The following is a 24,318-nucleotide window of genomic DNA, read 5'->3' as shown; positions in this document are numbered from 1 at the left end:
GAAAATGATACAAGTAATATATTTACAGATGGCGTGATGCTTTTTGGAAGATGGTACTACCAAAGGTATTTAGAGCGGCAAGGCAAATTTAATAGACTAAAGATAATTTTTGATCTTTGGTAATAATGTTAAAGCCCACTAAATGATCATGCCGTAAAGGAATTTTTAACTGTAAGAATTTATCTTACCGTTTTTTCTTTTTTATAGGAGAAAAGAGTCAATGTCCCAGGATAGGGCTTTAATTTCATATACAAATAAAAATTATATAAATTATAGTAAAAAATAGAGGAGTATTCTGGTATATACAGAATAACCAATATATACCATATATGGTTATGATTTATATCTAATCCAGACTTTTCTCAGCTAGACGGGGACTCAAACAATAAAAAGGAGGGATGGACGGTTCAAACCGGAAGTTATTCAAGTTTTATCTGATCTAAAAGGGAGGGATGAGGTCCTTATGACACGATTAAAAAAACGACTGGTCCGGCTGATGTTGATCCTGGCCCTGGTGCTGTTCCATGGAGGAATGGCCCGGGCGGCGGGCGACGGCGGGGTAGATTTGACTGTGAGCAACGCCACGGCTAAATCGGGCGATGATGTCGAAATCAAAGTCAGCATCGGCGCAAACTCAGGATTAAACACAGCCGCCCTGATTCTGGAATATGATGATTCCTTGTTAAGCTATGTATCCCACGAAAAAGGAAAAATACTTGATGGCCTGTGCCAGGTGGGGATCGGTACAAGGGGAGAAATAAGACTGGGTTATTCTTCTTCTGGCAAGATTACTCAGGCAGGAGACATCATCACCGTCACATTTAAAACCAAAGAAGGTATTACGGAAAAAACAACTACCGACATCACTTTGAACGTAGCACAGCTTTGCACATTAAGCGATTCCTATCCTCATGAACCGGTCCCCCTTGGCTATGAGGCATCTAAGGGCATGGTGTCAATTAATCCTAAGAGCGGGGATAGCGGAGGCGGAAACGGAGGCAGCAGTGGAGGCAGCAGCCAGGCAACTACGGCTTCTGTAAAAATTAACGCTTTATGGGGCACACAGAACCTGGGTGAGAGCAAGACGGTGACCCTGCCCGGCACCGGCATATCGGTGAAATTTTTCGATAATTTTGCGGCAGGTATGGAGGGAATCAGCAATGCCGATAACTTCGAGGTGATCCTCACCGCTGTTGACGGCGGTGTGGAAGTCTCCTTTAAACTAAACGGTGCAAGCTATGAATGGTCTAATCCCCAATCTCCCATGATGCTGATTTTTGACCATAGCGGTGAAGCGGACAAAAATAGCGACTATTATGTCATCGGCGATCAGACAACCGGCGCCATCCTCCCTTTCAGCAGCTTTTCTCCCGCCACCGGCAAAATTGAAGCACGCATCACCAGGGGGGGCAGCTTCGGGATAATCTATCATGAGGTTTCCTTCACCGATACCGCCCAGGCCTGGATGGACGAAGCGGTGAAATTCATGGCCAGCAGGGATGTGATTAAAGGTACGGGAAATAGTCTCTTCAGCCCCAAGGCTAATATTACCCGGAGTGATTATGTTCTGATGACCATGAGGCTATTCGGCTTCGATGTGGACACCGGGGATCCTGAGTACTATGCCAAGGCTTGGGCCCTTGCCGCCGAAATGGGCCTCTTGGAAAATATCGGTGCCGGCGACGGTCTGATCAGCCGGGATGAGATGTTTGTGATCATGGCAAGGCTGATGGTGGAGTTCGGTATGCTGCAGGCCGACGGGGCAGGGGATGCCCTGGTGAAATTCACGGATTCCGCTCGTGTGCCGGAATATGCCAAAGAGCTGATCAACAGCCTGGTTGCGGAGGGATATGTGATGGGCGCCGACGGCAGGCTCTTCCCGGACTCCAACGCCACCAGGGCGGAAGCTGCTCAATTCCTCTACAATATGATGCGAAAAGTTCTCGGGAAATAGTTGGTTTAATTGGTTTAAAAGGAGGGGAGATGCATGAGAAAAAAACTGACCCTTTTGGTAATGGTATTGATGTTGTTTTCCGCAGTAACTTTGGTCACTTTTTCATTAGCAGCCGCCGGTGACGACCCGGGACAGGCAGGAGACGCTGAAAACACGGTATCGGAAACTGTTTATCAGGGTCCGGCCGGTGATTCTGAAGCAGATGAACCTGAAGCCGCTCTGCCGGAAAAAGATGAGCTTGAGGAAGATGAGCCTGTGCCGGCCCTGATGCAGGAAGAATCCGTGTCGGAAAATGTTTACTCTATCGAGGTATTCGGCGTTAAGCCCAATCCGGGACTGGGGGACAGAATTCCCGGACCCGGGGATAAAATCGATGTCACCTACAGCATCAGAAATAACCCGGGCATCGTCAGCTTTGGCATGGACTTGCTCTATGACCAAACCTATTTAACCCCGGTATCTGTGACTAAAAACAGTGAAATGATGGAGGACGAGGAAGGATTATTCAGCAGCAACCTGGCCTATGCCCCCGGTGTGATCAAAGTGGGCTACGCCGGCTCGGAAAACTTCACCGGGGACGATGTGCTATTTACCGTCAAATATCAGGTTAGTGCGGATGCCCCGGACAACCTGGTCACCGACTTGAAGGTGTCTGTGGATGAGCTGACGGCGCTCAACGACGCATCGGATACGGTGGCGCTGCCCTGTACCGTCGTAGACGGTTCAGTCACCGTGTGGAAGGTCACTCTGGGTGACGTGGACGGGGATAAGGAAATCACACCGGTTGACGCTACCTACGGCTTGTTATATTACACAGGGTTAAACAAGGAATTAACGATCAAACAGCAGTATGCCGCCGATGCAAACCGGGACGGACAGGTGTATCCTGCTGATGCCACGGAGATTCTTTTGCACTGGGCGGGAATCAAGACGATTGGCGACCTGCCGGCTTCGATCAGGGTCACCGCTTTGCCCGCCAAGACCACCTATTTTGTAGGAGAGGAACAGGACCTGAGGGGATTGGTGGTCACAGGGACTTACAGCGACGGGAGCGAGCAGGTATTGGCCATCGCACCGGAACAGGTCACCGGCTTCGACAGCGGGGCGCCGGCCGAGAACCAGGTTTTGACCATCACTTACTGGGGCAGGACCGCCACCTTTACCGTGACCATCAAAGCGCCTGTAAGTGCTGTGAGTATTGCCAATCAGTTCACATATCCTACGGGTGCCGAGTATTGCTCCCTTACCGCAGACACTTTAAGATCCTTTGACGATAGCCGGGGGAAAGGCTATATGTTTGGGGATACTAAAAAAACGGTCCTTAATGCTTATGTCATTTTTGTTGACTTTCCGGATTGCGTGGGCGCGGAACCGGCTACTTACGGAGATTTGCAGAACGTGTTTTCCTCATCCGCCGACCGGACAGGAGGCTATGTCTACGATTATTCTAAGCCGGAAACGTTCGTGAATAATCTTTTTTACGGGTCCCAAAATTTGCCCGATTATCACGGCACCCCCTATGAAGGCTTGGTCGACTATTTCAAGCGTATTTCCTATGGGAAAATGGGGATCAGGCCCATTATCGTCAATGCCATGGTGCCGAATGGGGACGGATCCATTCCCTGGTTCCGTCTGCCCAAAGCGCAGAAAGAGTATGCCATCCAATTTGCTTCCGGCGTGGAGGATTATCGTGCCTTAGGCCGCCTGCATCAGGCGGCAATCGATATTGCCTATGAAAACGTGCCGGGTTTGAATCTGTCCGATATCGATTTTCTTTACACCATTCCGCCCATCAATACCAAAGGCTCCCGGTCCGGATTAGCCGGCGGCGACGGCATTGATACCGCTTTTTCATTCCAGGATCAATGGCTGCTGTTGGAAGGCACGGAGTATGAGCATGAGCCCAGTGTCAAAACCCATGAGGGGGTCATCATCGGTTCCGCCGTAAGCGTTTCAAAAAACACCCGGGGCTATGGGGGCGATTCTTATATGTACCGGGTGATTGCCCATGAGACATCCCATGGTCTGGGTCTGATCGACAATTACCTGTATGACGGCAAAGACCATCATGCGGAGGGCTGGACCCAAAGCAGCAGAGTTACCGGTCCCTGGGGGATTATGGGTTCATCGATGACAAGCGCGACCGGTGACTGGTTTGCCTGGGACAAATTTAAGGCCGGCTGGTTTGATGATGATCAGGTGGAAACGGTGCTGCCGGGTACGGAAAAAACCGTCAGGCTTTCTGCCCTGGGCAGCAATGAAGGGGATTATGCAGGGGTTAAAATGGTGCTCTTGCCCACGGAATTGAGAACCATTGATACTTTCCATACTTCCCGAAACCGAAACGGGACCAACTTTGATTTTCTCGATTATTTCATTCCTGTTTGGCTGGGGGGTGAGGAGAATGCGGAAAAGACCTTTCCCACCGGGTATGTTCTGGAATGCCGCCGGGCCGTCGGCGTCGACGAGAATAATACCGCGAATACGCCCGGCAACAAAGGGGTCTTGATCACCCAGTTAAGCAACCTTACCTGGGAAACAGGTCATGGGGGCGCCGGCTTTAAGGTGATGCGCGTTCCTCCCACTGCCGCGAACCCCAATACCTCTTGTATCGCTGCCAGCGGTTCCGGCTACAGCAGTCAGAATTCCTGGGAAGATAAAGCGAGAGGGATTAGGATTGAAGTCGTCGATTCTACCCCCTTCTATGACGATGTCAAGATTACTTATACCGGCCAAGGTAAAGACGGGTCAAATGGAGATGTGAAGCGGCCTTATCAGGGGAATTTGCAGCTTGACAACAATGACGTGGCGGAAAACGAAGACTTTACGGTGAATTTTCACCTGAAGACACGCGGGGTCGATGCTACCGACGGCAGGCCGAACCCTGCGGTGGTCGGAGAAGGCTCTCCTTTGGCGGTACCGATGGGGGTGGCCGGCTATACCCTGGTTGTTACTTATGATCCTGCTAAAGTGACATATGTTGACGGGGTTTCCCCTTTCAGAGACTGTACGATTGCTGATGACGGCGCCGGGGAGATAGCTGTTAGCGCCGACGACAATGAAATGAGGGGGGGAAATATCCTCAGCCTGCAATTTAAATCTTTAAACGATACCGGTTTGACGAAAATTAATGCCGAATTTCAAGATGCCGGTCTTCTGGACTTTAGAGGCGCAGAAGCGATCGCTGACGGGACCAAGGTGGTCGTTACCGGCGGAGATGTTGCCATCAATTCTTACGCCACATACTCCATCAGCGGAAAGATCACCGGAAGCATGAAGTCGGCGGGCATAGACGCCACCCTGGAGCTTTCCGACAGCAGCGGGCAAAGCCTAGGTGCACCGGTCCGGTCCTCTGGGGACGGTACCTATACCATTACCAGCGTTCCGGCCGGAAATGATTATCAAATAAAGATCAGCAGACATGGTTACGATGACTTTACCACACCAGAGTTTGATGTGGCAGATAACTTAACGAACCGAGACTACGAGCTGCAGAGAACAGGCTACACGGTCACCGGAAGGATCACGGGAGATGCTGTTCCTTTGCCGGGAGCAAGAGTGCAGTTAAAAGATTTCGGTTCGGCCAATGTGGGAGCGCCGGTGACCACGGAAGCTGACGGCACCTATACCATTACCGGCGTGCCCCCCGGAAGGATGTATACCATCGCCGCATACAAGCCGGGATACGGCAACAACCGGACGGGTCTGACCGATATCTTTGCCGACACTGCTATCGATTTGAATTTGACGTCCCATTTTACCATCAGCGGCAGGATTACGCCGGCAACTGCCGCATTGGCAGCAACCGTGCAGCTGAAAGATAAGGACGGCAAAGCTGTGGGCGAACCTGTACAAACTTTAGCGGCAGACGGGTCAACAGGCGGCACCTATACCATTGCCAACGTTCCCCCGGGAGAGGGCTATACCATAGAAGCCACTATGGCAGGATACACCATAAGAGCAACAACCCCTTTTAATGTGGTATCCTACAACATCACAGACAAAGATTTAACTTTATCGAAAACATCCCCATAACCCGGGCCTCCCCCAAAATATCGATTGACGGAAGCGGACAAAATCCGGCGCGGAAAAGGCTCCGCGCCGGGCCCATGTTTTTGTGCATGGATGAGGCTTTTATGGATCGAAAAATGATGGTATAAAAAATATGACGAAAATTTAAGTAAAAAAAGAGGAGAAATTTTACTTATATCGAATATGATTAACCAATTAGAGAATTTGAACGTTAGAATGGAAAACAAGATTTTTTAGGAAGGACGTGTCAGGGGATTGAAAAATGCTTATCGAGTCAGACAGGAAATAGTAGGGGAAAAGATGGCTGAGAAGGGGATCACCAAGGTTCTGGTCACAAATCCCATTAATATTTTTTATCTTACCGGGGCGAGTATCGTGCCTTATGAACGATTTATGGGTTTGGTGCTGGACGGGGAAACGGGGAAATCCCATTTGATTATCCCGGGATTTGAAAAAGGACACTGTGAGGAAGAGGGCACTTTGGAAATTGGCTATCAAGACCATGAAGATGCCCTGGCCATCGCGGCCGACCTGGTACAAGGCTGTGAAAAGCTGGGTGTGGAGAAAAAAACACTGCCCTTATTCATTTTGGAACAACTGGCTGCTTTGCTGAAACAGAAACAGCCGGGCCCGGGGGTTCTTTGCGACCTGGTGGAAGCAGATTATTTCCTGGAGGAAATGAGATTTCATAAAGACAGCGGGGAATTGGAGAAAATGGCAAAGGCGGCCGGGTACACGGTGGACATCCTGGACAAGGTGAAAAGGAAACTGGTTCCCGGCGCCATGGAACAGGAAATTAAATTTGAACTGTTACGCCAAATTTCTCTGGAGGGAGCCCTGATGGGGCCGGCTTCCCCGATTCAGGTTTCCAGCGGCATTCATGCTTCTCTGGCCCACGGCATCGCCGGTCCCAAAAAAATTGAGGCCGGAGATCCGGTGATTATTGATTTCGGCGTCACCTTTGAACACTACCGGTCGGACATTACGAGAACCTTTTTTGTGGGCAAGCCGCAAGCGGAATTTGAAAAAATGTACCGGGTGGTCTGGGAAGCCCAGCAGAAGGCCATTGACACGGTAAGACCGGGCGTGGCCATCAAAGAAGTGGATCTGGCCGCGCGCCGGCATATTGAAAAAGAAGGGTACGGGGCATACTTTACCACCCGGGTGGGCCATGGTTTAGGATTGGAGATCCATGAGCCTCCTTCCATGCACCAGGAAAATGAACAGGCTCTGGAAGAGGGTATGGTTTTCACCATCGAGCCCGGTATTTATATCCCCGGATTAGGCGGGGTGCGCATTGAGGATGATGTGACGGTCAATAAAGAAGGCGCGGTGGTTCTGACGGACTATGCCAAGGCATTGGCGGATGTGACACTTGGGTAAAAACATATCAAGCATATGATGAAAGGCGGCGATCAAAACAAGGGGGAGGGGTGCCGGAATACCAAACTGGTGAGCAATTGTCTGATTGTTTCTGATGAGAACTGGCAGAAAATGCAAGTTGGCTTTACCGGAAAGTCTGGTCCAAGTGAAGGAAATCATTAAACAATGGGGGGAATTAATGGTGAAAAAAGTTTTATTGCTGGCATTTATGGCTGTATTTGCCGTCTTCGGTGCAGCCTGCGGCAACCAAACTCCATCGGACACATCGGAAACCAATCCCAATGAAGCTGAGTTCCATATCGGCATTTGCACAAGTACCTTTGCCCAGAGTGAAGATGAAAGCAGAGGGGCGGAGCAACTGATTAAGCAATACGGTGATGTGAAAGACGGCGGCATGATCAAACACGTAACCTATCCGGACAACTTTGCCCAGGAGCAAGAGACGGTGATATCGATCATTGCCGGACTGGCCGACGACCCTAAAATGAAAGCGATCATCGTTAACCAGGCCGTGGGGGGCGTTGCTGCCGCATTCAAAAAGATCAAGGAAACCAGGCCGGATATTTTACTCATTGCCGCCATGCCTCAGGAAGACCCTAATTTAATTGAAAGCGTGGCAGATGTGATTACCGACCCGGATAATATTTCCCGGGGATACTACATCGTCAAAAACGCCAAGGACATGGGGGCGAAAACTTTTGTCCACATCTCCTTCCCGCGCCACATGAGCATCGAGCTCCTGTCCAGGAGACGGGCGATCATGGAAGAGGCGTGCAAGGATCTGGGACTGAAGTTTGCTTTTGAAACCGCCCCGGATCCGGCAGGAGATGTAGGCGTGGCCGGGGCCCAGCAGATGGTCTATGAAATGATGCCCCAGCTGGTAGCGAAGTATGGCAAGGACACGGCTTTTTTCTGTACCAATGATGCCCAGACGGAGCCTTTGATCAAGCAAGTGGCAAATTTAGGCGCCATCTTTGTGGAGCCGGACACCCCCTCTCCCTTAATGGGCTATCCTACCGCCCTGGGTGTAGATCTGAAGGCAGAGGCGGGAGACTGGCCGGCCATTGTGAAAAAGATTGAAGAAGCCGTATTGGCCAAGAACCAATCCGGCAGAATGGGCACGCCGGCCTATTCCTTCAGTTACTGCAATTCCGTAGGACTAGGGGAATTTGCCAAGAGCGTGATTGAGGGGAAAGCCCAGAAGGATGACGTCAACGCCATTATCGAAGCCTTTAAGAAAATTACTCCGGGAGCGGAATGGGCCACTTCTTTTTATGCGGATGCCAATACCCAGGAAGTGAAAAAAAATCACTTGCTCGTTTTAGAGGATACCTATATTTTTGGCAAGGGCTATTCCGGCGTGATCAAGGAGCCGGTGCCTGAAAAGTATTTAACGATTAAATAAGGTGACAGATCGTATCTGAAGCACAAACAAAACATGGATTATCCCCTCTGATGTTCAGAGGGGATAATCAAATTGTGCAGGTAGAGTTTCCTGGGAAGGGAAGTGAAGGGATTGGCAGGCGAAGATCATGTGCTGTCTTATGACGGGGTAGGCAAAGAATTCTTTGGAAACCGGGTTTTGAAAAATGTCACCTTTAAACTGGGAAAAGGAAAGATCCTTGGTCTGGTAGGAGAAAACGGGGCAGGGAAATCGACCATGATGAAGATTCTTTTCGGCATGCGGGAAATCAGTGAGACCGGAGGCTATGAGGGGAAAATTTATTTCAACGGCAAAGAGATCAATTTTCAGAATCCCATGGATGCCCTGAATGCCGGAATCGGCATGGTGCATCAGGAGTTTTCCCTGATTCCCGGCTTTACGGCGACAGAAAACATCATGCTGAATCGAGAAATCACCAAAACCAGTGTGCTATCGAAAATATTGGGCCAAAAGCTTAGTACTCTAGACAGGCCCCAGATGCAGAAAGAGGCGGAAAATGCCATCAACTCTCTGGACGTCAAAATCTCCCCGGATATGCTGATTGCGGAGATGCCTGTGGGTCATAAGCAATTTGTGGAAATCGCCCGTGAAATAGATCGGAGTCAGGTTCAATTGCTGGTTCTTGACGAACCTACGGCAGTTCTAACAGAGTCGGAAGCGGAAATTCTTTTAAAAGCGATGAAAAGGCTGGCCGCGAAAGGGATCTCTATCATCTTCATCTCCCACCGCTTGCAGGAAGTGATCGAAGTCAGCGACCAGATTATTGTGCTGCGGGACGGGGAGATTATCAAAGACATTTCCGGGGGGACAGTTTCCATCAAAGAAATCGCGGAATGGATGGTGGGCCGGGAAGTCTCCGGACGGAAAGAAAAAAGGGAAAGCGCCATCGACCATAATCAGGATCTGATCATGGAAGTGGAGAATTTGTGGGTCGATATGCCGGGGGAACTGGTCCACGATGTAAGCTTAAAAATCCGCAGAGGGGAAATCTTAGGGATCGGCGGACTGGCCGGACAGGGAAAGCTGGGCATTCCCAACGGCATCATGGGATTGTTCCCGGCCGGAGGAAAGGTGCGCTATGACGGGGCGGATTTGCCTCTGAATTCTGCCAAGTTTGCCCTGGATACGGGCCTGGCTTTTGTTTCGGAGGACCGGCGGGGGGTAGGCCTGCTCCTGGATGAGCCGATTTACTGGAATATCTCCTTTTCTTCCATGCAGGTGCAGCAAAAGTATCTGCGCAAGGTGCTGGGCGGGCTGATCCTATGGCGGGATGAAAAAGAGATGAAAAAGGCCGCCCAGGAATACATCCGGGCCCTGGAGATCCGGTGTACCGGCGAGAAACAGAAAGTACGGGAGTTATCGGGGGGAAATCAGCAGAAAATTTGCCTGGCCAAGGCATTCGACTTGAATCCCCGCATTCTTTTTGTCTCCGAGCCTACCCGGGGTATCGATATCGGAGCCAAATCCCTGGTCCTGGAGGCGCTGAAACGGTATAACAGAGAAAATAACACCACCATTGTGATGATTTCCTCGGAGCTGGAAGAGCTGCGCGCGATTTGCGACCGCATTGCCATTGTCTGCGAGGGAAAGATCGCCGGAATTTTACATCCCAGCGTCGATGCGATGGAATTCGGACTATTAATGGCAGGGGTCAAGGCGGAGGGAAAGAAGGTGAACAATCATGCATAGTGTGGGAAGGATGATTAAGGCGGCCGGGTGGCCCAGGCTGATCATTGCCATGTTTCTCCTGCTCTTATTTGCTATTGCTCCTGCTGTGGGCGTCCGGGAGGACTTTTCCTTAAGCAATACCATCGGCCGGTTTGGCATGAACGCCATCCTGGTCCTCTCTTTGGTACCGATGATCCAGTCGGGCTGCGGCTTAAATTTCGGCATTCCGGTAGGGATTGTGGCCGGCGTCTTTGGAGCGGTATGCAGCCTGCAGTTTGAATTAAAGGGTTTCCTGGGCATTTCCGCCGCCATGGTCATCGGTGTTGCATTGGCCATCATTTTTGGCTATGGGTATGGAAAGCTGATCAACATGGTGAAAGGCGATGAGATGATCATCGCCACCTATACCGGCCTTTCCGTGATCGCCTTTATGAGCTTGTTCTGGATCAAACTGCTCCCGGTGACGAATCCCGTCCTGCTCTGGGGATATGGGGGCAGCGGCATGCGCCAGACCATCGGCGTGGATGGCTATTGGGCCAGTTATATCAGCAATATTTTATCCTTTAAGATTGGACCTTATTTTTATTTTCCCACCGGCATGCTCATCTTCCTGGCTTTGTGCTGTTTGCTTGTGTGGGCTTTTTTCCGCACCAAGACGGGCACCGCGATGATTGCGGTAGGGTCAAATCCGGATTATGCCAGGGCCGCCGGGATTAATGTGGACAAAATGCGCACCCTTTCCGTCGTTCTTTCCACGGCCCTGGCCGCGGTGGGTATTATTGTCTATCAGCAAAGTTTTACCTTTATCCAATTATATCAGGCCCCCTTTAATTTTACCTTTCCCACGGTGGCTGCCGTTCTGATCGGGGGGGCCACCATTAATAAGGCTTCCATCAAAAATGTGATCATCGGTACATTTCTATTCCAGGGGATCGTTACCATGGCGCCCATGGTGATCGGCAGCGCCATCAGTGACATGGCGGATGTGGTCAGGCTGATTATTTCCAATGGGATGATCCTGTATGCCCTGACAAGGAAGGAGAGGAAGATATGAGCAAAGGACTGACGGTGAAGAATATTCTGGCCCAGAATGCGGTACCGATCCTTTTCATTCTGATGAGCGCCATCGGCATCCCTCTTTCCGGGTATTCGGGAGGTTATCTGGTGCAGGAGATTGTTACGCGCCTGGGCAGGGATTCTTTCCTGGTTCTGGCCCTCCTTCTCCCTGTAATGGCAGGAATGGGGATCAACTTTGGTTTGGCTTTAGGGGCCTATGCGGGCCAGATTGCCTTAATTTTAATCACGGACTGGGGTCTTTCCGGCGCCCCCGGGATGTTTATGGCCATGGTTATTTCTACACCCATTTCCATTCTTTTAGGCTATATGGGGGGAGCGATGCTAAACAGGGCGAAGGGCCGGGAGATGATCACCTCCTATATCCTCGGTTTCTTTATGCTGGGGGTGTATCAGGCCGTGGTATTGTTCGGCATGGGGACGGTGATTCCCATCAAGAGTCCCATCCTGGTTTTGTCCCGGGGATTTGGCATCCGGAGCGCGGTTGAGGTGCCTACGATTAAGGGAAGCTTTGATCACTTGCTGGACCGGCTGATTGGTGTGCCCATTGAAATCGGCGGCATCTCCATTCCGGTGTTTTCCTTGCTGGTGATTGGTTTATTGTGTCTGCTCACGGTCTGGTTCCGTAAAACCAAGTACGGCCAGGAGATGCGTGCGGTAGGCCAGGATATGGGCGTGTCGAGTACGGCCGGAATCAATGTGGAAAAGGCCCGGATTGTTTCCATGATCATTTCTACCGTACTGGCCGGCTATGGGCAATTGATCTTCCTGCAAAATATAGGTACAATGAGTGTATACAGCGGAGCAGACACCATCGCCCTTTTTGCCGCGGCTTCCCTTCTGGTCGGAGGCGCAACGGTAAATAAGGCAGGCATTCCCAGCGTGTTCATCGGCACCGCATTATTCCATCTCCTTTTCGTCGTGATGCCGATGGCCGGAAACAATGTGTTCGGGGTAGCCGCCATGGGAGAGTACTTCCGGGTGTTTATTTCCTATGCTGCTGTGACCGTAGCCCTGGTGATGCATGCATACAACAGGAATAGAGAGAAAGAGCAGGCCCGTTTCGGACTCAGGGTGAGGAATGGTAACGGATAAGCTAAGAAGGCATGAAATGCGATGAAAAGAAATGGGGCGAGAATGTGAAAAAAGAAGTGGGGCAAAAAATAAAAGAATTGCGCCTGGCCAAGGAATTGACCTTAAAGGATTTGAGTGAAAAGGCCGATTTATCCATCGGTTTTCTCTCTCAGGTGGAAAGGGGGATGGCCTCCATTGCCGTGACCTCCCTGGAAAAGATTGCCCAGGTTTTAGATGTGGATCTGGCCTTTTTCTTTACCCTTCCTCAAAAGCATGAGACCAACATCATGCGCAGCTATGAACAGGAGGTATTCTCCGTGGAAGAATCCCGGTTTTATTACCGGCTGGCCAGCGATGTCGAGGGAAAGGTATTGGAGCCGATGCTGATTAATCTCTTACCCAACCAGAGCCGGGAAGAAATCAGCCCATACTCCCACAAAGGAGAAGAATTTGTCTATGTGTTGGAAGGGGTGTTAACGGTTTTTATGGGCGAGGAGGAGTACCGGTTAAATCCGGGCGACAGCATTCATATGTTTTCATCTGTACCCCATGAATGGGCCAATTTTACCAATAAACTGGTGAAAGTACTCTGTGTGAGCACCCCCGTGATCTTTAAGGGCGATAAAGGGAAGCAAAGAGACCGGACCGAAGGAAACTGACGGTGATCAGTAAAATAGAGAATGACTTTTAAGCTGTGAGAACTCTTTCTGACAGCTTTTTTGTTGAATAACAGAAAGAAGGTTTTTTATCGTGACACCAAATTAACGATAGTTGGTAAAGTATCGTACAGAAGCTTATTAAAAGATGCGCTAGAATATAACTAGGATTGAGAAGGGGGCATGGTAGCGGTGCAAAGCAATAAGATCGCGATGAATAGAATAAGTACCATTATTGACAGGACATACCACTTGGCTGAGATTATTTCTCCGGAAACAATGCAAGAGATCAGCAAAATGTTTTTTAATGTCGTGGGGATTAATATTGTCTTCGTTGACAACAGAGCAGTACCCATATCTCCCCCATTAGGGTCTTTCCCTAATTGGTGTCAGAGCCATTTTGCCGATAGAAAGTACTTTTTTCAATGTTTGCACTGCTTTGAGGCAGGTTTAAAAAACAGTTATCACAATGACCGTTCCAAGGTCTATCAGGGACATTGCGGCCTCACCCTGATTTCGGCTCCTCTCTATGCCCGGGATAATGTTCTTTTAGGATGTCTGATTACCGGGCCGGTTCAGCTCATGGAAGCGGCGTCTTTGCCCGGAGGGACAGATGGACCGGACGAGAATGATCGAAAAAATTTGAGCACGATCCCTAAAATTTCCGGTGATCAGTTTACCGCCGTGGCCATACTAATTTCCACCTTGGCTAATTATCTTACAGTTTCCGAGAGCCTTTCCCGTTATCAACAAGAATTGATGTCCTATCAAGAGCGCCTGCTTCAGGAAATCCAAAAAACAGTCAGTCTGGAAAAAGAAATTACTGAGTACCAGCTGATGCTAAAACAGGCAGAGTTAAGGGAACTCCAGGCCAAAATGAACCCCCATTTTCTTTTTAATGCCTTAAATGTCATTGCCCGGTTGGCCTTTGCGGAAGGAGCGGTTGAGACGGAGAGAGCTGTTTTTGCTTTAGCGGATGTGGCCCGTTATGGTATCGAAGGAAATATCGAAATGGTCTTTTTGAAAACGGAATTGGATCATATAAGTTCTTACTTGAGCATCCAGCAGTTAAGGTTTGGAAACCGGATTAACGTAAGAATCATCGTCAAAAAGGAACATCTAAACGTAAAGATTCTTCCCTATACTTTACAACCACTGGTGGACAATGCATTCAAACATGGGTTCGAATCGGCCCCAGGCAAACGCCGCCTATTGATCAAGGTTGATGAGGACGTCCAGGGAAATCGTTTGTTAGTCCACATTATTGATGACGGCATCGGTATTGAAACGCAGCGTTTTACCGAAAGGGATCATTGGTGCCATTGCCCTGGCTCCAGCCTGGAAAATATTCACCAAAGGCTGAGACGGTTGTTCGGCGACGCATATGGATTGCAGTTACAGGGGCCGCCGGATATCAAAGGGACTCAGGCAACATTAATTATGCCGCTGTTTACCGGTAATGAGGAAGCTCTTTAAAAGATATCAACTGATTAATAAAGGGAAAATTCAAAACGATTTTCCAGACCAACAAAAATTAATCCAGAGGGACGGGACAAATAAATTAGAATTTATTATCTCAATACCTAATTTCCTGGAGCAAAACACTCCTTGGGGACGGTGAAAAGTTTTTGAAGGTGGCCACTTCAAAAGGACCCAATGAAAGTAAAAAAAGAGAGGAGTTGGATGTGGTGAGCAAAAAGATTTTAGAACAGCTGACTGATGCAGTGATGAACGGTAATGATGATCTAACCAAAGAATTGGTGAGTCAAGGGATTGAAGCAGGATTAACGCCCACAGAAATTATCAACGGGATGTCACCGGGAGCCAGAGAAGCAGGCCGGAAATTTGGGACAGGAGAATATTTTCTCCCTGAGCTGATGATGGCCGGAGAGGCAATGAATGCCGGCGTACAGTTACTCATTCCTTATATGACGGGGGATGCTTCACCTAAATCTATCGGCAAAATAGTTATTGGCAGTGTGGAAGGAGATGTCCATGACATCGGTAAAAACATCGTTGCTGCCTTATTAAGGGCAGATGGTTTTGAAGTAATAGACCTGGGCGTAGATGTTACACCTGATGCCTTTATTGAAACGGTAAAAAAGGAACAACCGGAGATTTTAGGCCTTGGTTCATACATGTCCACCACCCTAAGAGGGATTGAAGACACCATGGACCTGCTGGTCAAAGAATCTCTGCGGGACAAGGTGAAAGTGCTGATGGGAGGAGTAGCTGTATTCCCTCAATATGTGAAACGGATCGGCGGCGACGGATATGCCGAGGATGCAGATGGAGCCGTACAGGAAGCCAGAAGATTGCTCGGAGGTGAATAATTAAAATGTCCGGTAAAGAGCAAATGGAATTGGTTAAAAACATCATTGCCAAAAGAGATAGAGGTGAAAGACTGCTGCCTATTGAGAGGATCGTTCTGACGGTGTGCCAGGAGCATGCCGACAGGATTCCGACGGGTTTTTTGTTCACGGAATGGATCGTCAACCGATATGGTTATTCCTGCAGTGAAGCGGCCGCAGATCCCGAGAAGCATTCGGATGCGATCGTGAAGTTTTTTGATGAATTCGACTATGACGTAGTATTTCCCGGGATTGAAACGACCGTCGTTGAGGCTGAAGTTTTAGGGTGTACTTTAAAGAGACCCCAAGATTCAAATCCCCAAATTATCAAGGAAGCAATAACCTGTGAACGAGATGTTGAAGAACTGGAAGAAAAAGTAGCGGCATTGGACGGCCGTACGGAAGGGCGTATGCCGGTCAGAGTGGAACTGTTCAGGCAGTTAGTGAAAAAGACCCAAGGTAAGTATGCCGTTATTGCCACGCCCATGCAGCCTCTTCCGGTGGCCGTACAAATCCTGGGGTACCCCCGGGCCGTGAAATGGATGACCACAAAGCCTCTTTTAATGCACCGGGTGGTGGAGGCCTGTACCAAGGCAAGTTTAAAGTTTGTCCAGGCTTTTAAAGAAACCGGGATCCATGGGATTACATCTATTGCGGCTTGGAACAGCGTACCTTACTTTAGACCGGAGCAGCTTTGGGAATTCGACACGCCCTATCTGGCCAGAATGATTCAAAGTGCCAGTCCTTTGCCTTTTATTCACTATTATTGGGGCTTGCGCCTTCTTGGTGATGACTGGACCCGGTTTTTGGCCCGCCAGGTTTCCACAGGAACATTTGTCATGACAAATCTTGACCCTGATCCCCAGCAAGGTCAAAGCCAGGATCTGAAGACTTTCCGCGAACTGGCCAATACTTTTCATAAGGCTTATATCGTAGGAGTCCACACAGAGCTGTTTAAAGAAGGGACACCGGAAATAATTGAAAATAGGATTAAGGAATATATCAAAAGGCTGTATCCATGCAATGGAGGGTGCATGGTTGCCCCTTGTGCGATTCCCCAAGGTTCACCGGTGGAAAATGTCCGGGCCTTTATTGACGCTTTAAATAAATACGGAACTTTTCCCATCAATCTGAGCAAGTTGGGATAAATCGCCTTTAAGCAGGGAATACCCGGTTTTATAAAAGGAGGGTCTACTATGACAGAGACAATCCAACTATTAGTTGCAGATGATGAAGCATTGGAGCGGGCCGTGATTTTTGAAACGATTACCTGTGACGCAAGATGCGACGAGAATTACCGGATCCAGGTTTACCAGGCACAAGACGGCAATGAAGCCATGGAGATATTTAGCCAGCAGGATATTTCGGCAGCGTTTTTAGATGTGCGGATGCCGGGCAAAAACGGATTGGAAGTGGCGGAACAGATCAAGTTGCATGATCCGGAGGTCAAGTTCACATTTATCTCAGCCTACGGTGATTATCCTATGCTGCGTAAGGCTTTAAATCTAGAGGCGAAAGATTATCTCCTGAAACCGGTACGCCGGAGAGAAATTGTCAACGCTTTTTGGAAAATGGTAGACCCTCAAAATTTGATATTGAAAAAAGGGGAAAATGCTTCCGGAGACATTCATTGCTGGAACCCTTTAGACCCGACCAAGCGTATCATCAATGCGGCCAAGTCGTATGTGCTGCAAAACCTTAGAAAACAGTTGACATTGAAAGAAGTAGCCGACCATGTAGGATTTAGTGTCAGTTATTTTAGTACTTTGTTTAGCAAAGAAGAGAACATGACATTTAAAGAATATGTGATCCAATCCCGGATTGAACGGGCTAAAGTCCTTTTGGAGAATACAAATCTGCCTATGAAGACCATTGCCCGTGAAACAGGGTTTCAGGATCCAGATTATTTTAGTAAGGTTTTCAGCCAAAAGGTGGGGACCGCTCCTTCCCGTTATCACAATCAGGAAGGGAAAGAAGACGACTGGGAGGATTTATTAACTAAACTTGCGAGGTGACTTAATTATGAATTCAAGAGAGAGAGTTTTTGCTGTTTTAGACGGCAAGATACCTGACCGGGTGCCTGTACTTGCCCAGGTTGGTGACCATGCAGGAATTATTGATGGTTTAACTTTTGATGTCATGTACAAGGATGCGCAAAGAGCAGCTGACGCCCACTTGAAGGCGTTAAATCGTTACAAGTATGATTCGGTGGCGATCCAGGTAGAGCCAAGCTGGCCGGTAGTAGAAGCCTGCGGCGGCGTCATTTTTTATCCTTCTGACAAATACCCGTGGATCACCAAGAATCCTATTTTAACGGAAGAAGATATCAAAAAATTTGAGATGCCGGATTTTGCTAAAGCGCCTGGTTCAAAAGTGATGGTAGAGGGGACCAGAATCTTAGCGGAAAGCACAGATGTCCCGGTAGGAGCGTATGTAACCGGGCCGTTTACCTTCTCCATGCAGCTATTTCCTTATGAAAGTTTCATTAAAAGTGTCCGAAACAAAGAATTTATCCATGCCCTGATCCAGAAAAGCACCGAAATTGTAAATGCTTATGCCCAAGCATTAAGGGAAGCAGGGGCATCATTCCTGGTGATATGTGAACACGACCTGCAGATGTTCTCTCCGGTGACGATGGCCGAGCTTTTCCTTCCTTACTTAAAGCAGGTTCTTACCTATAAATATAACATCTTGCATTTATGCGGGAAGGTAGAATCCCACATGGAAGTTAACGGGGGTGTCCTTGCTAACATGGATAAACTGCACATGGTCAGTTTAGGGCACCATACAGATATGCTCAAGTTTAAAAAGAAATATGCCGGGAAACTTGGGTTTGCCGGAAACCTTGACCATATTGTCTTTTTGCCCCAGGCTTCCCCAGATGAGGTAGAGGAAAAATGCGGAGAAATTATTTGTGCAGCTAAAGAAGGAGGGCAGTACATGCTGTCACCGGGTTGTGAAATTACCGCTGATGTGCCGCCGGAAAATGTAGAGGCCATGATGCGGGCAGCAGAGAAATTTGGGCGGTACGAGTAAAGGGGGTGTCGGTTTGTTCAAATTTCAAGCCGAACAGAAAGTTTATCAAATCGGCAATGTTACCATCGGCGGCCAGCCCGGACAGCATCCCACCGTATTAATGGCAAGCATCTTTTATCAGGGTGACAAGCTTGTGCAAGATGAAGAAAAGGGAACTTTTGATCAGGAAGGAGCCCTTTGCTGGATTAACAAAATTGATGATATGTGCCAAAAAGTTAAGCTTCCTCTGATGATAGATATTGTCGGATCCAGCGAAAATGCGATGCGTGCCTATGTTGAATTCATCGGACGCCACACAGAGCTGCCTTTCATCATTGACGGGACGGTGGCCAAAGTGAGAATTGCCGGGGTCGAAATGGCGGCCAAGCTTGGTTTACAGGACAGGGCAGTCTTTGATTCCGTGAACGTTGAGAGTAAAAATGAGGAACTGAGCGAAGTAAAAAAGCATGGTTTGAAGACCGCCATCGTGATGCTGAACAATTCAAAGAAGCCGACAGCCCAGGGCAGAGTAGATATTGCCGAAGCACTGATTGAACGGGCTAAATCCTACGGTTTTGAAAAGCTGTTGCTTGACATGGCCGTACTGGACATCGTGGAGCCGGGACCGGCAGCTAAAGCCATCTATATGCTCAAAGACAAATATGGCTATCCTGCCGGCTGCTCGCCAACCCATACGGTGATTACCGGATGGAAAAAAGCCTCTATCTATAACAAAATAGAGGTAGCTTCCACCAAAACCAGTATGGCGACCAGCCTGCAGCTTTTGGGTGCCGACTTTATTATGTATGGAATCAAACAAACGGAAATAGTGCCGTCCATGGCGGCCGTTGACGCTTTGGTTGCCTATAGCTGTATGCAGCATGGTGTAAAGCCGGCCAGCCATGATCATCCTCTGTACCATGTTTTTAAGTAAAATTTAGGTATCATTAGGCACCTTTATCCTGGTAAGTTGAGTATCCTTTGGAATGGAAAGAGCGGCCCAGGATTAGAGAAACGATGTTTCGGCATGATCAACGAGTATGATACCTGGACGTCATGGAAGATGGTTCCTAACTTTATTGGAGGGTAGAAGAATGGTGGAATTTAAATGTCCTGGACACAATCAAGATCCTATTCCAGAGGAAGCTTTAAAGGAAGCCGGCGTAACTTTCCCGAACGCTTACACAGATAAAAATGAGATTGCTGCTCTTGCCACAGTGCTAAAGAAGTACCGGGATGATGTATTTACCAGGGTGCCTTTCTGTGTTACGGTGGAAGCAGAAGCCTTCGGAGCACAGATAAAAATGGGCGATGCTTGGCACCGGCCAAGACCCCATGGCCGCCGATTCTCGTCTATTGAAGACTTATCCGGGATCCAAACGCCGGATATTTCCGAAGGTCGAATGGGAGAAGTACTGGACGCTGTGGCAATCCTGGCTGAGTCGGGGGAAAAAGTAATACTCAATATTGTAGGTCCCTTCACAATCCTGTATTCCTTGATCAATTTTACATTCTTTTACAACGGTTTGCGCAAAAATCCGGCACAAGTCAGGGAAATCATGGCTGTTATTGAAAAGAGTGTTATTCAATACGGTATGGAGGGGGTAAAAAGAGGCGCCTCAATTATTTCCTATGAGGACGCGGTAGGCGTACCGGATGTGACGGGACCTGAAATATATCAGGATTTTAGCGGCCCGTCAAGCCTGCGCATTATTAATGGGATAAAAGAAGCTGGGGGGACATTTCTGATCCATCTTTGTGGCAGAACCTCCGCGGCACTTGAAAACACAGGTATGGTCCGGTCTTATACTATTAAAGCCGGTAAAGCATTAACCTATGACCAGGCTCTGGAAAGGTTGCTGGATAAGTTAACTCAACCTATTGTTGTGGGCCACAAGTGTATCGCATGGGGTTCAATGAAGATGGATCAGTCTCTCATTTGGGGAATAAAATTGAATTAAATAGATGAGATAATATCAAAAAAGGTATATTTTTCATGTCATACTGTCTGTTATCAGGGATGACTGTGATAGTAAATATTTTGTGCTTGAGGTAATTCATATGGTAAATGAAGTAATATCCTATTCTTCTTTATTGTTAATTATTTTTATTGCGGCAATTGTCCCTTTAGTAGTAAAAAAGATAAAAATTGTGGCGATACCAATAGTTGTAGGAGAAATAATTGCGGGTATGATCGTAGGAAAAAGCGGACTGGATTTGATTCATGACAATGTATCGTTAGTTTTCTTAGCAGATTTTGGCTTCGCCTTTTTAATGTTTTTATCTGGTTTAGAGATAGACCTAAAATTTTTTTCTATTAAATCAGGCTGTTATCAGAACCAATGGTATCGTACGCCATTGGTTCTATCATCCTTGTTGTTCTTAGGTACTTTGTTGTTGGCATATAGTCTCGTTAATGTGATGGGGCTGTTCGGACTGGTAGCAAATAAAATCATTATGACCCTCATTTTAAGTACAACTTCCTTAGGTGTCGTCGTTCCTACCTTAAAAGAAAAGCAGTTGTTAGGAACCGAATATGGACAAATTATTTTATTTTCTGCTCTGGTGGCAGATTTCGCAACCATGTTTTTAATTACTTTGTTCGTTTCATGGTATTCCGCAAAGGACATGTTACATATGCTATTAATCACGTTTATATTTTTTGCCTTTTTTATTTTTTATAAAATTGGACGTAAAATCATGAGGCTGAAAATTATGGAGGGGCTTGCAGACGGGACTTCTCAAATAAGGGTTAGGATTGCTTTTGTTTTAATTCTGACCTTCGTTTCATTAGCCCAAATTTTAGGTCTGGAAATGATTCTAGGTGCTTTTCTGGCGGGCGTAATAGTTTCGTATTTAAACGAAAGAGGGACGTCACAAATCTATCTTAAACTCGATGCAATCGGATATGGATTTTTTATTTCGATTTTTTTTATTCGAGTAGGGGCAAATTTTGAGATTCAAACGGTATTAAGTAACCCCCAATCAATGTATTTACTACCAGCTATGTTAATTACGGCATATCTGGTGAAATTTGTGCCGGCATTAATTTTTAAACTGAAATCTTCATGGAGAGAGACGTTTGCCGGGGGCGCTCTGCTATCTTCTCGATTAAGCTTAATTATTGCAGCTAGCTCTATTGGAGCGAGATTAGGGCTTGTAAGTGATGACATAAATGGGGCAGTTATTTTAGTAGCAATTATCTCCTGTATTATTTCTCCTCTTCTGTTTAATCATTTATTTCATGCTCAGACGTGACATGTCCCTATGACATGTTTCACCCTTTGTTCCGATAAAAAAGAAGGTGACTTCAGCTTTGATCTAATCCTGAAGCCGCCTTCTCTTCTTTATAGGGAAAAAAATTTTTAAAAATAGCAGGAAAACAGCTTAAATATAGAATTAATCCATAAGGTTCCGGATAAGAATAGGATAAATCTGGACATGCCAGGTGAAGATATGCGAAAGAATCCCGGGCCGGGGATTGGGAAAATACTATCCGGGAAGCCTCAACTTACACCGGAGAGAGAGCTCCCGGAGCACGGGAAGAATTCATTTTGGGGAGGAAAAAATGGCTACTTATGAAGAAATTGCCGGGATGATCGATCATGCCCTGCTAAAACCTTTTGCAACGGACCAGGAAATAGTTGAAGGGTGCAAAATGGCCCATGACTATGGCGTGGCCGCTGTGTGCGTGCGTCCCTCTGATGTGGCCCTGGCCAAGGAAATACTGAAAGACAGCAAGGTGCTGGTTACCACTGTGATCGGTTTTCCCCACGGCACGACGACAACCCGGACCAAAGTAAACGAGGCAAAAGAGGCCATGGAAAACGGGGCGGTAGAACTGGATGTGGTTTTGCATATCGGTAAATTAAAGTCCGGGGCATACCACTATGTGAAACAAGATTTAAAAGAGGTGATCGACCTGGCCCATGAGGGCCATGTGCCTGTAAAAGTGATCTTTGAAAATTGTTATTTGACGGCGGAAGAAAAAATAGCGGCCTGCACAATCTGCACGGAGCTGGGGGCAGACTTTGCCAAAACATCAACCGGTTTCGGCACCGGAGGGGCGGAAATCGCTGATGTGAAATTGATGCGGGAACATTTGGACCCGAAAATTCAGGTCAAGGCTGCCGGGGGCGTGCGCACGTTAGAGCAGGCCATCGCCCTGAAGGAAGCGGGTTGTACCCGCCTGGGCTGTACCGCCACAGGAGAGATTCTGGGGCGGCTGAGGAAATCGGCAAAGGAATGAAATAAGGTGGAGCTAAAAGCAAAGGTAAAGGATTTTTACAAAAAACAGGGTATGGCGGTCGAAGATATTGATTTTTCCCGGCACTGTGAAATATTTTTGGCGGAAATGAAAAGGGGCCTAAAAGGCGCAAAAAGCTCTCTGGAAATGATCCCGACTTATATTGATGCGGACCGGGAGATTCCTTCCGGGGAGCCGATTGTCGTGCTGGATGCGGGAGGGACCCACCTGCGCGTCGCCACGGTATATTTTGACCAGGGAAAAAAACCGGTGCTGGAGAACTACATGAAATATCCCATGCCCGGCACTTACGGGGCCATGTCCCGGGAGGAATTTTTCCTGGCCTTGGCCGGACGCATCGAAGCCCTGATCTCCATCAGTTCCCGGATTGGTTTTTGTTTTTCTTATGCCACGGAGATCCTGCCCAATCAGGATGGCAAGCTGATCCGGTGGTCCAAGGAGATCCAAACCAAAGGGGTGGAAGGGCAGTTAGTGGGGGCAAATCTTTTAGCGGCCCTAAAAAAGTTGGGCTACCAGGCAAATCAGAGAGTCGTCTTGCTCAATGATACGGCAGCCGCCCTTCTTGCCGGCAAAGCTGCGTCTTCCGGCCGGAATTACAGCGGGTACCTGGGATTGGTCCTGGGCACCGGCACCAATACCTGTTACATAGAAGAGAATAGCAACATCGGCAAGGTTCCGGGCCTTCCGCCCGGAAGCATGATTATCAATGTGGAGTCCGGGTCATATGGCAAAGCGCCCCGGGGTACGGTGGACCTGGAATTAGACAATACCCTGAGCAACCCGGGGGTTTATGCCTTTGAAAAAATGATTTCCGGGGCCTACCTGGGCAAACTGACCGGTGCCGTAATCCGGAAAGCAGGGGAAGAAGGGCTGTTTTCCCCGGGTTTCGCCCAAGCTATGTCAAGTTTGGGGGAAACGGAAACCAAGGACATGACTGATTTTCTCTATTATCCGCCTTCTTCAGACAATCCTCTCACCAGATGCGTGCAGGCGGGAAGTGAGGAGGATGCCTTGGTGCTTTATCATTTGATGGATCAGCTCATGGAACGGGCCAGCCTCCTCACGGCGATCAATATCTCCGCCCTGGTGATGAAAACCGGAAAGGGGACCAATCCCTTAAGGCCTGTCTGCATTACAGCGGAGGGAACCACCCTTTTTACGCTAAAAGGTTACCGGGATAAATTAAACTACTATCTGAAAAAATACCTAGAAGATGAAAAGGGGCTTTATGGAGAAATGATTCATGTGGAGAATGCCACCTTAATCGGCACCGCCATCGCCGGTTTAACCAATTAAGCAATTGACAAAAAATCAAAAGAAAATGATGAAGTGTGACAAAATTGTAACAAATTCATGTTAAACTAGAAAAAAATTTATTATTTTTTCCCCTAACGGAGTGT

The 24,318-nt window shown here is 48.1% G+C and carries 18 protein-coding genes; all 18 read left to right on the top strand.

The window, feature by feature from the left end; genetic code table 11:
• The first annotated feature begins 463 nt into the window (after positions 1–463).
• The 18 genes from DCMF_RS06085 (at position 464) to DCMF_RS06000 (ending at position 24,214) form a co-directional block, all read left to right on the top strand.
• A complete protein-coding gene (locus DCMF_RS06085; RefSeq protein ID WP_148133597.1) occupies positions 464–1,954 on the top strand; it encodes an S-layer homology domain-containing protein in 1,491 nt (496 codons plus the stop codon).
• 33 nt (positions 1,955–1,987) lie between these two features.
• A complete protein-coding gene (locus tag DCMF_RS06080) occupies positions 1,988–5,989 on the top strand; it encodes a carboxypeptidase regulatory-like domain-containing protein (protein WP_148133596.1) in 4,002 nt (1,333 codons plus the stop codon).
• 297 nt (positions 5,990–6,286) lie between these two features.
• Positions 6,287–7,369, top strand: coding sequence for a M24 family metallopeptidase (locus tag DCMF_RS06075; protein ID WP_148133595.1), 1,083 nt, complete (start codon positions 6,287–6,289; stop codon positions 7,367–7,369).
• Between the two features lie 118 nt (positions 7,370–7,487).
• A complete protein-coding gene (locus DCMF_RS06070) occupies positions 7,488–8,774 on the top strand; it encodes a DUF3798 domain-containing protein (protein WP_335582390.1) in 1,287 nt (428 codons plus the stop codon).
• A gap of 111 nt (positions 8,775–8,885) precedes the next feature.
• Positions 8,886–10,502, top strand: a complete 1,617-nt coding sequence (locus DCMF_RS06065) for a sugar ABC transporter ATP-binding protein (protein ID WP_148133594.1) — start codon at positions 8,886–8,888, stop codon at positions 10,500–10,502.
• Complete coding sequence (locus tag DCMF_RS06060; RefSeq protein ID WP_148133593.1) at positions 10,495–11,535, top strand: ABC transporter permease subunit; 1,041 nt, start codon at positions 10,495–10,497, stop codon at positions 11,533–11,535. The genes DCMF_RS06065 and DCMF_RS06060 overlap by 8 nt, the downstream gene beginning before the upstream one ends.
• Positions 11,532–12,650: an ABC transporter permease subunit gene (locus tag DCMF_RS06055; RefSeq protein ID WP_148133592.1), complete on the top strand. Its 1,119-nt coding sequence runs from the start codon at positions 11,532–11,534 to the stop codon at positions 12,648–12,650. The genes DCMF_RS06060 and DCMF_RS06055 overlap by 4 nt, the downstream gene beginning before the upstream one ends.
• 11 nt (positions 12,651–12,661) lie before the next feature.
• The gene (locus DCMF_RS06050) at positions 12,662–13,288 is read left to right on the top strand and encodes a helix-turn-helix domain-containing protein (protein ID WP_335582389.1); all 627 of its coding nucleotides are present in this window, start codon (positions 12,662–12,664) and stop codon (positions 13,286–13,288) included.
• A 189-nt stretch (positions 13,289–13,477) separates the two neighbouring features.
• Positions 13,478–14,761 (top strand): sensor histidine kinase, encoded by a 1,284-nt coding sequence (locus tag DCMF_RS06045; protein ID WP_236860203.1) that lies wholly within the window; start codon positions 13,478–13,480, stop codon positions 14,759–14,761.
• Between the two features lie 212 nt (positions 14,762–14,973).
• On the top strand, positions 14,974–15,618 hold the full coding sequence (locus DCMF_RS06040; RefSeq protein ID WP_148137759.1) for a cobalamin B12-binding domain-containing protein: 645 nt from the start codon (positions 14,974–14,976) through the stop codon (positions 15,616–15,618).
• A gap of 5 nt (positions 15,619–15,623) precedes the next feature.
• Entirely contained in the window at positions 15,624–16,784 is a 1,161-nt protein-coding gene (locus DCMF_RS06035) for a uroporphyrinogen decarboxylase family protein (RefSeq protein WP_148133590.1), read from the top strand.
• Positions 16,785–16,832: 48 nt separating this feature from the next.
• Positions 16,833–17,651, top strand: a complete 819-nt coding sequence (locus tag DCMF_RS06030; protein ID WP_148133589.1) for a response regulator transcription factor — start codon at positions 16,833–16,835, stop codon at positions 17,649–17,651.
• Between the two features lie 7 nt (positions 17,652–17,658).
• A complete protein-coding gene (locus tag DCMF_RS06025; RefSeq protein WP_148133588.1) occupies positions 17,659–18,672 on the top strand; it encodes a uroporphyrinogen decarboxylase family protein in 1,014 nt (337 codons plus the stop codon).
• Positions 18,673–18,685: 13 nt separating this feature from the next.
• Positions 18,686–19,585 (top strand): hypothetical protein, encoded by a 900-nt coding sequence (locus DCMF_RS06020; protein WP_214659135.1) that lies wholly within the window; start codon positions 18,686–18,688, stop codon positions 19,583–19,585.
• A 160-nt stretch (positions 19,586–19,745) separates the two neighbouring features.
• Positions 19,746–20,612, top strand: coding sequence for a uroporphyrinogen decarboxylase family protein (locus tag DCMF_RS06015; RefSeq protein WP_214659134.1), 867 nt, complete (start codon positions 19,746–19,748; stop codon positions 20,610–20,612).
• Between the two features lie 100 nt (positions 20,613–20,712).
• The gene (locus DCMF_RS06010; RefSeq protein WP_148133585.1) at positions 20,713–21,909 is read left to right on the top strand and encodes a cation:proton antiporter; all 1,197 of its coding nucleotides are present in this window, start codon (positions 20,713–20,715) and stop codon (positions 21,907–21,909) included.
• A gap of 310 nt (positions 21,910–22,219) precedes the next feature.
• Positions 22,220–22,900, top strand: coding sequence for a deoxyribose-phosphate aldolase (deoC, locus tag DCMF_RS06005; protein ID WP_148133584.1), 681 nt, complete (start codon positions 22,220–22,222; stop codon positions 22,898–22,900).
• 6 nt (positions 22,901–22,906) lie between these two features.
• Complete coding sequence (locus DCMF_RS06000) at positions 22,907–24,214, top strand: hexokinase family protein (protein ID WP_214659133.1); 1,308 nt, start codon at positions 22,907–22,909, stop codon at positions 24,212–24,214.
• Positions 24,215–24,318 lie beyond the last annotated feature (104 nt).

Source organism: Candidatus Formimonas warabiya, from assembly GCF_002777255.1.
GTDB lineage: Bacteria > Bacillota > Dehalobacteriia > Dehalobacteriales > Dehalobacteriaceae > Formimonas > Formimonas warabiya.
Note: the sequence above shows the minus strand (reverse complement) of the source record. Positions and strands in the feature narration are given on the sequence as shown.

What these genes read in the sequence shown, in the direction of transcription:
- DCMF_RS06080 (WP_148133596.1), top strand. Translation starts at nt 1,988, where the DNA reads ATGAGAAAAAAACTGACCCTTTTGGTAATGGTATTGATGTTGTTTTCC.
- DCMF_RS06025 (WP_148133588.1), top strand. Translation starts at nt 17,659, where the DNA reads ATGAATTCAAGAGAGAGAGTTTTTGCTGTTTTAGACGGCAAGATACCT.
- DCMF_RS06010 (WP_148133585.1), top strand. Translation starts at nt 20,713, where the DNA reads ATGGTAAATGAAGTAATATCCTATTCTTCTTTATTGTTAATTATTTTT.
- DCMF_RS06050 (WP_335582389.1), top strand. Translation starts at nt 12,662, where the DNA reads ATGAAATGCGATGAAAAGAAATGGGGCGAGAATGTGAAAAAAGAAGTG.
- DCMF_RS06030 (WP_148133589.1), top strand. Translation starts at nt 16,833, where the DNA reads ATGACAGAGACAATCCAACTATTAGTTGCAGATGATGAAGCATTGGAG.
- DCMF_RS06085 (WP_148133597.1), top strand. Translation starts at nt 464, where the DNA reads ATGACACGATTAAAAAAACGACTGGTCCGGCTGATGTTGATCCTGGCC.
- DCMF_RS06055 (WP_148133592.1), top strand. Translation starts at nt 11,532, where the DNA reads ATGAGCAAAGGACTGACGGTGAAGAATATTCTGGCCCAGAATGCGGTA.
- DCMF_RS06015 (WP_214659134.1), top strand. Translation starts at nt 19,746, where the DNA reads ATGGTGGAATTTAAATGTCCTGGACACAATCAAGATCCTATTCCAGAG.
- deoC (WP_148133584.1), top strand. Translation starts at nt 22,220, where the DNA reads ATGGCTACTTATGAAGAAATTGCCGGGATGATCGATCATGCCCTGCTA.
- DCMF_RS06060 (WP_148133593.1), top strand. Translation starts at nt 10,495, where the DNA reads ATGCATAGTGTGGGAAGGATGATTAAGGCGGCCGGGTGGCCCAGGCTG.
- DCMF_RS06075 (WP_148133595.1), top strand. Translation starts at nt 6,287, where the DNA reads ATGGCTGAGAAGGGGATCACCAAGGTTCTGGTCACAAATCCCATTAAT.
- DCMF_RS06035 (WP_148133590.1), top strand. Translation starts at nt 15,624, where the DNA reads ATGTCCGGTAAAGAGCAAATGGAATTGGTTAAAAACATCATTGCCAAA.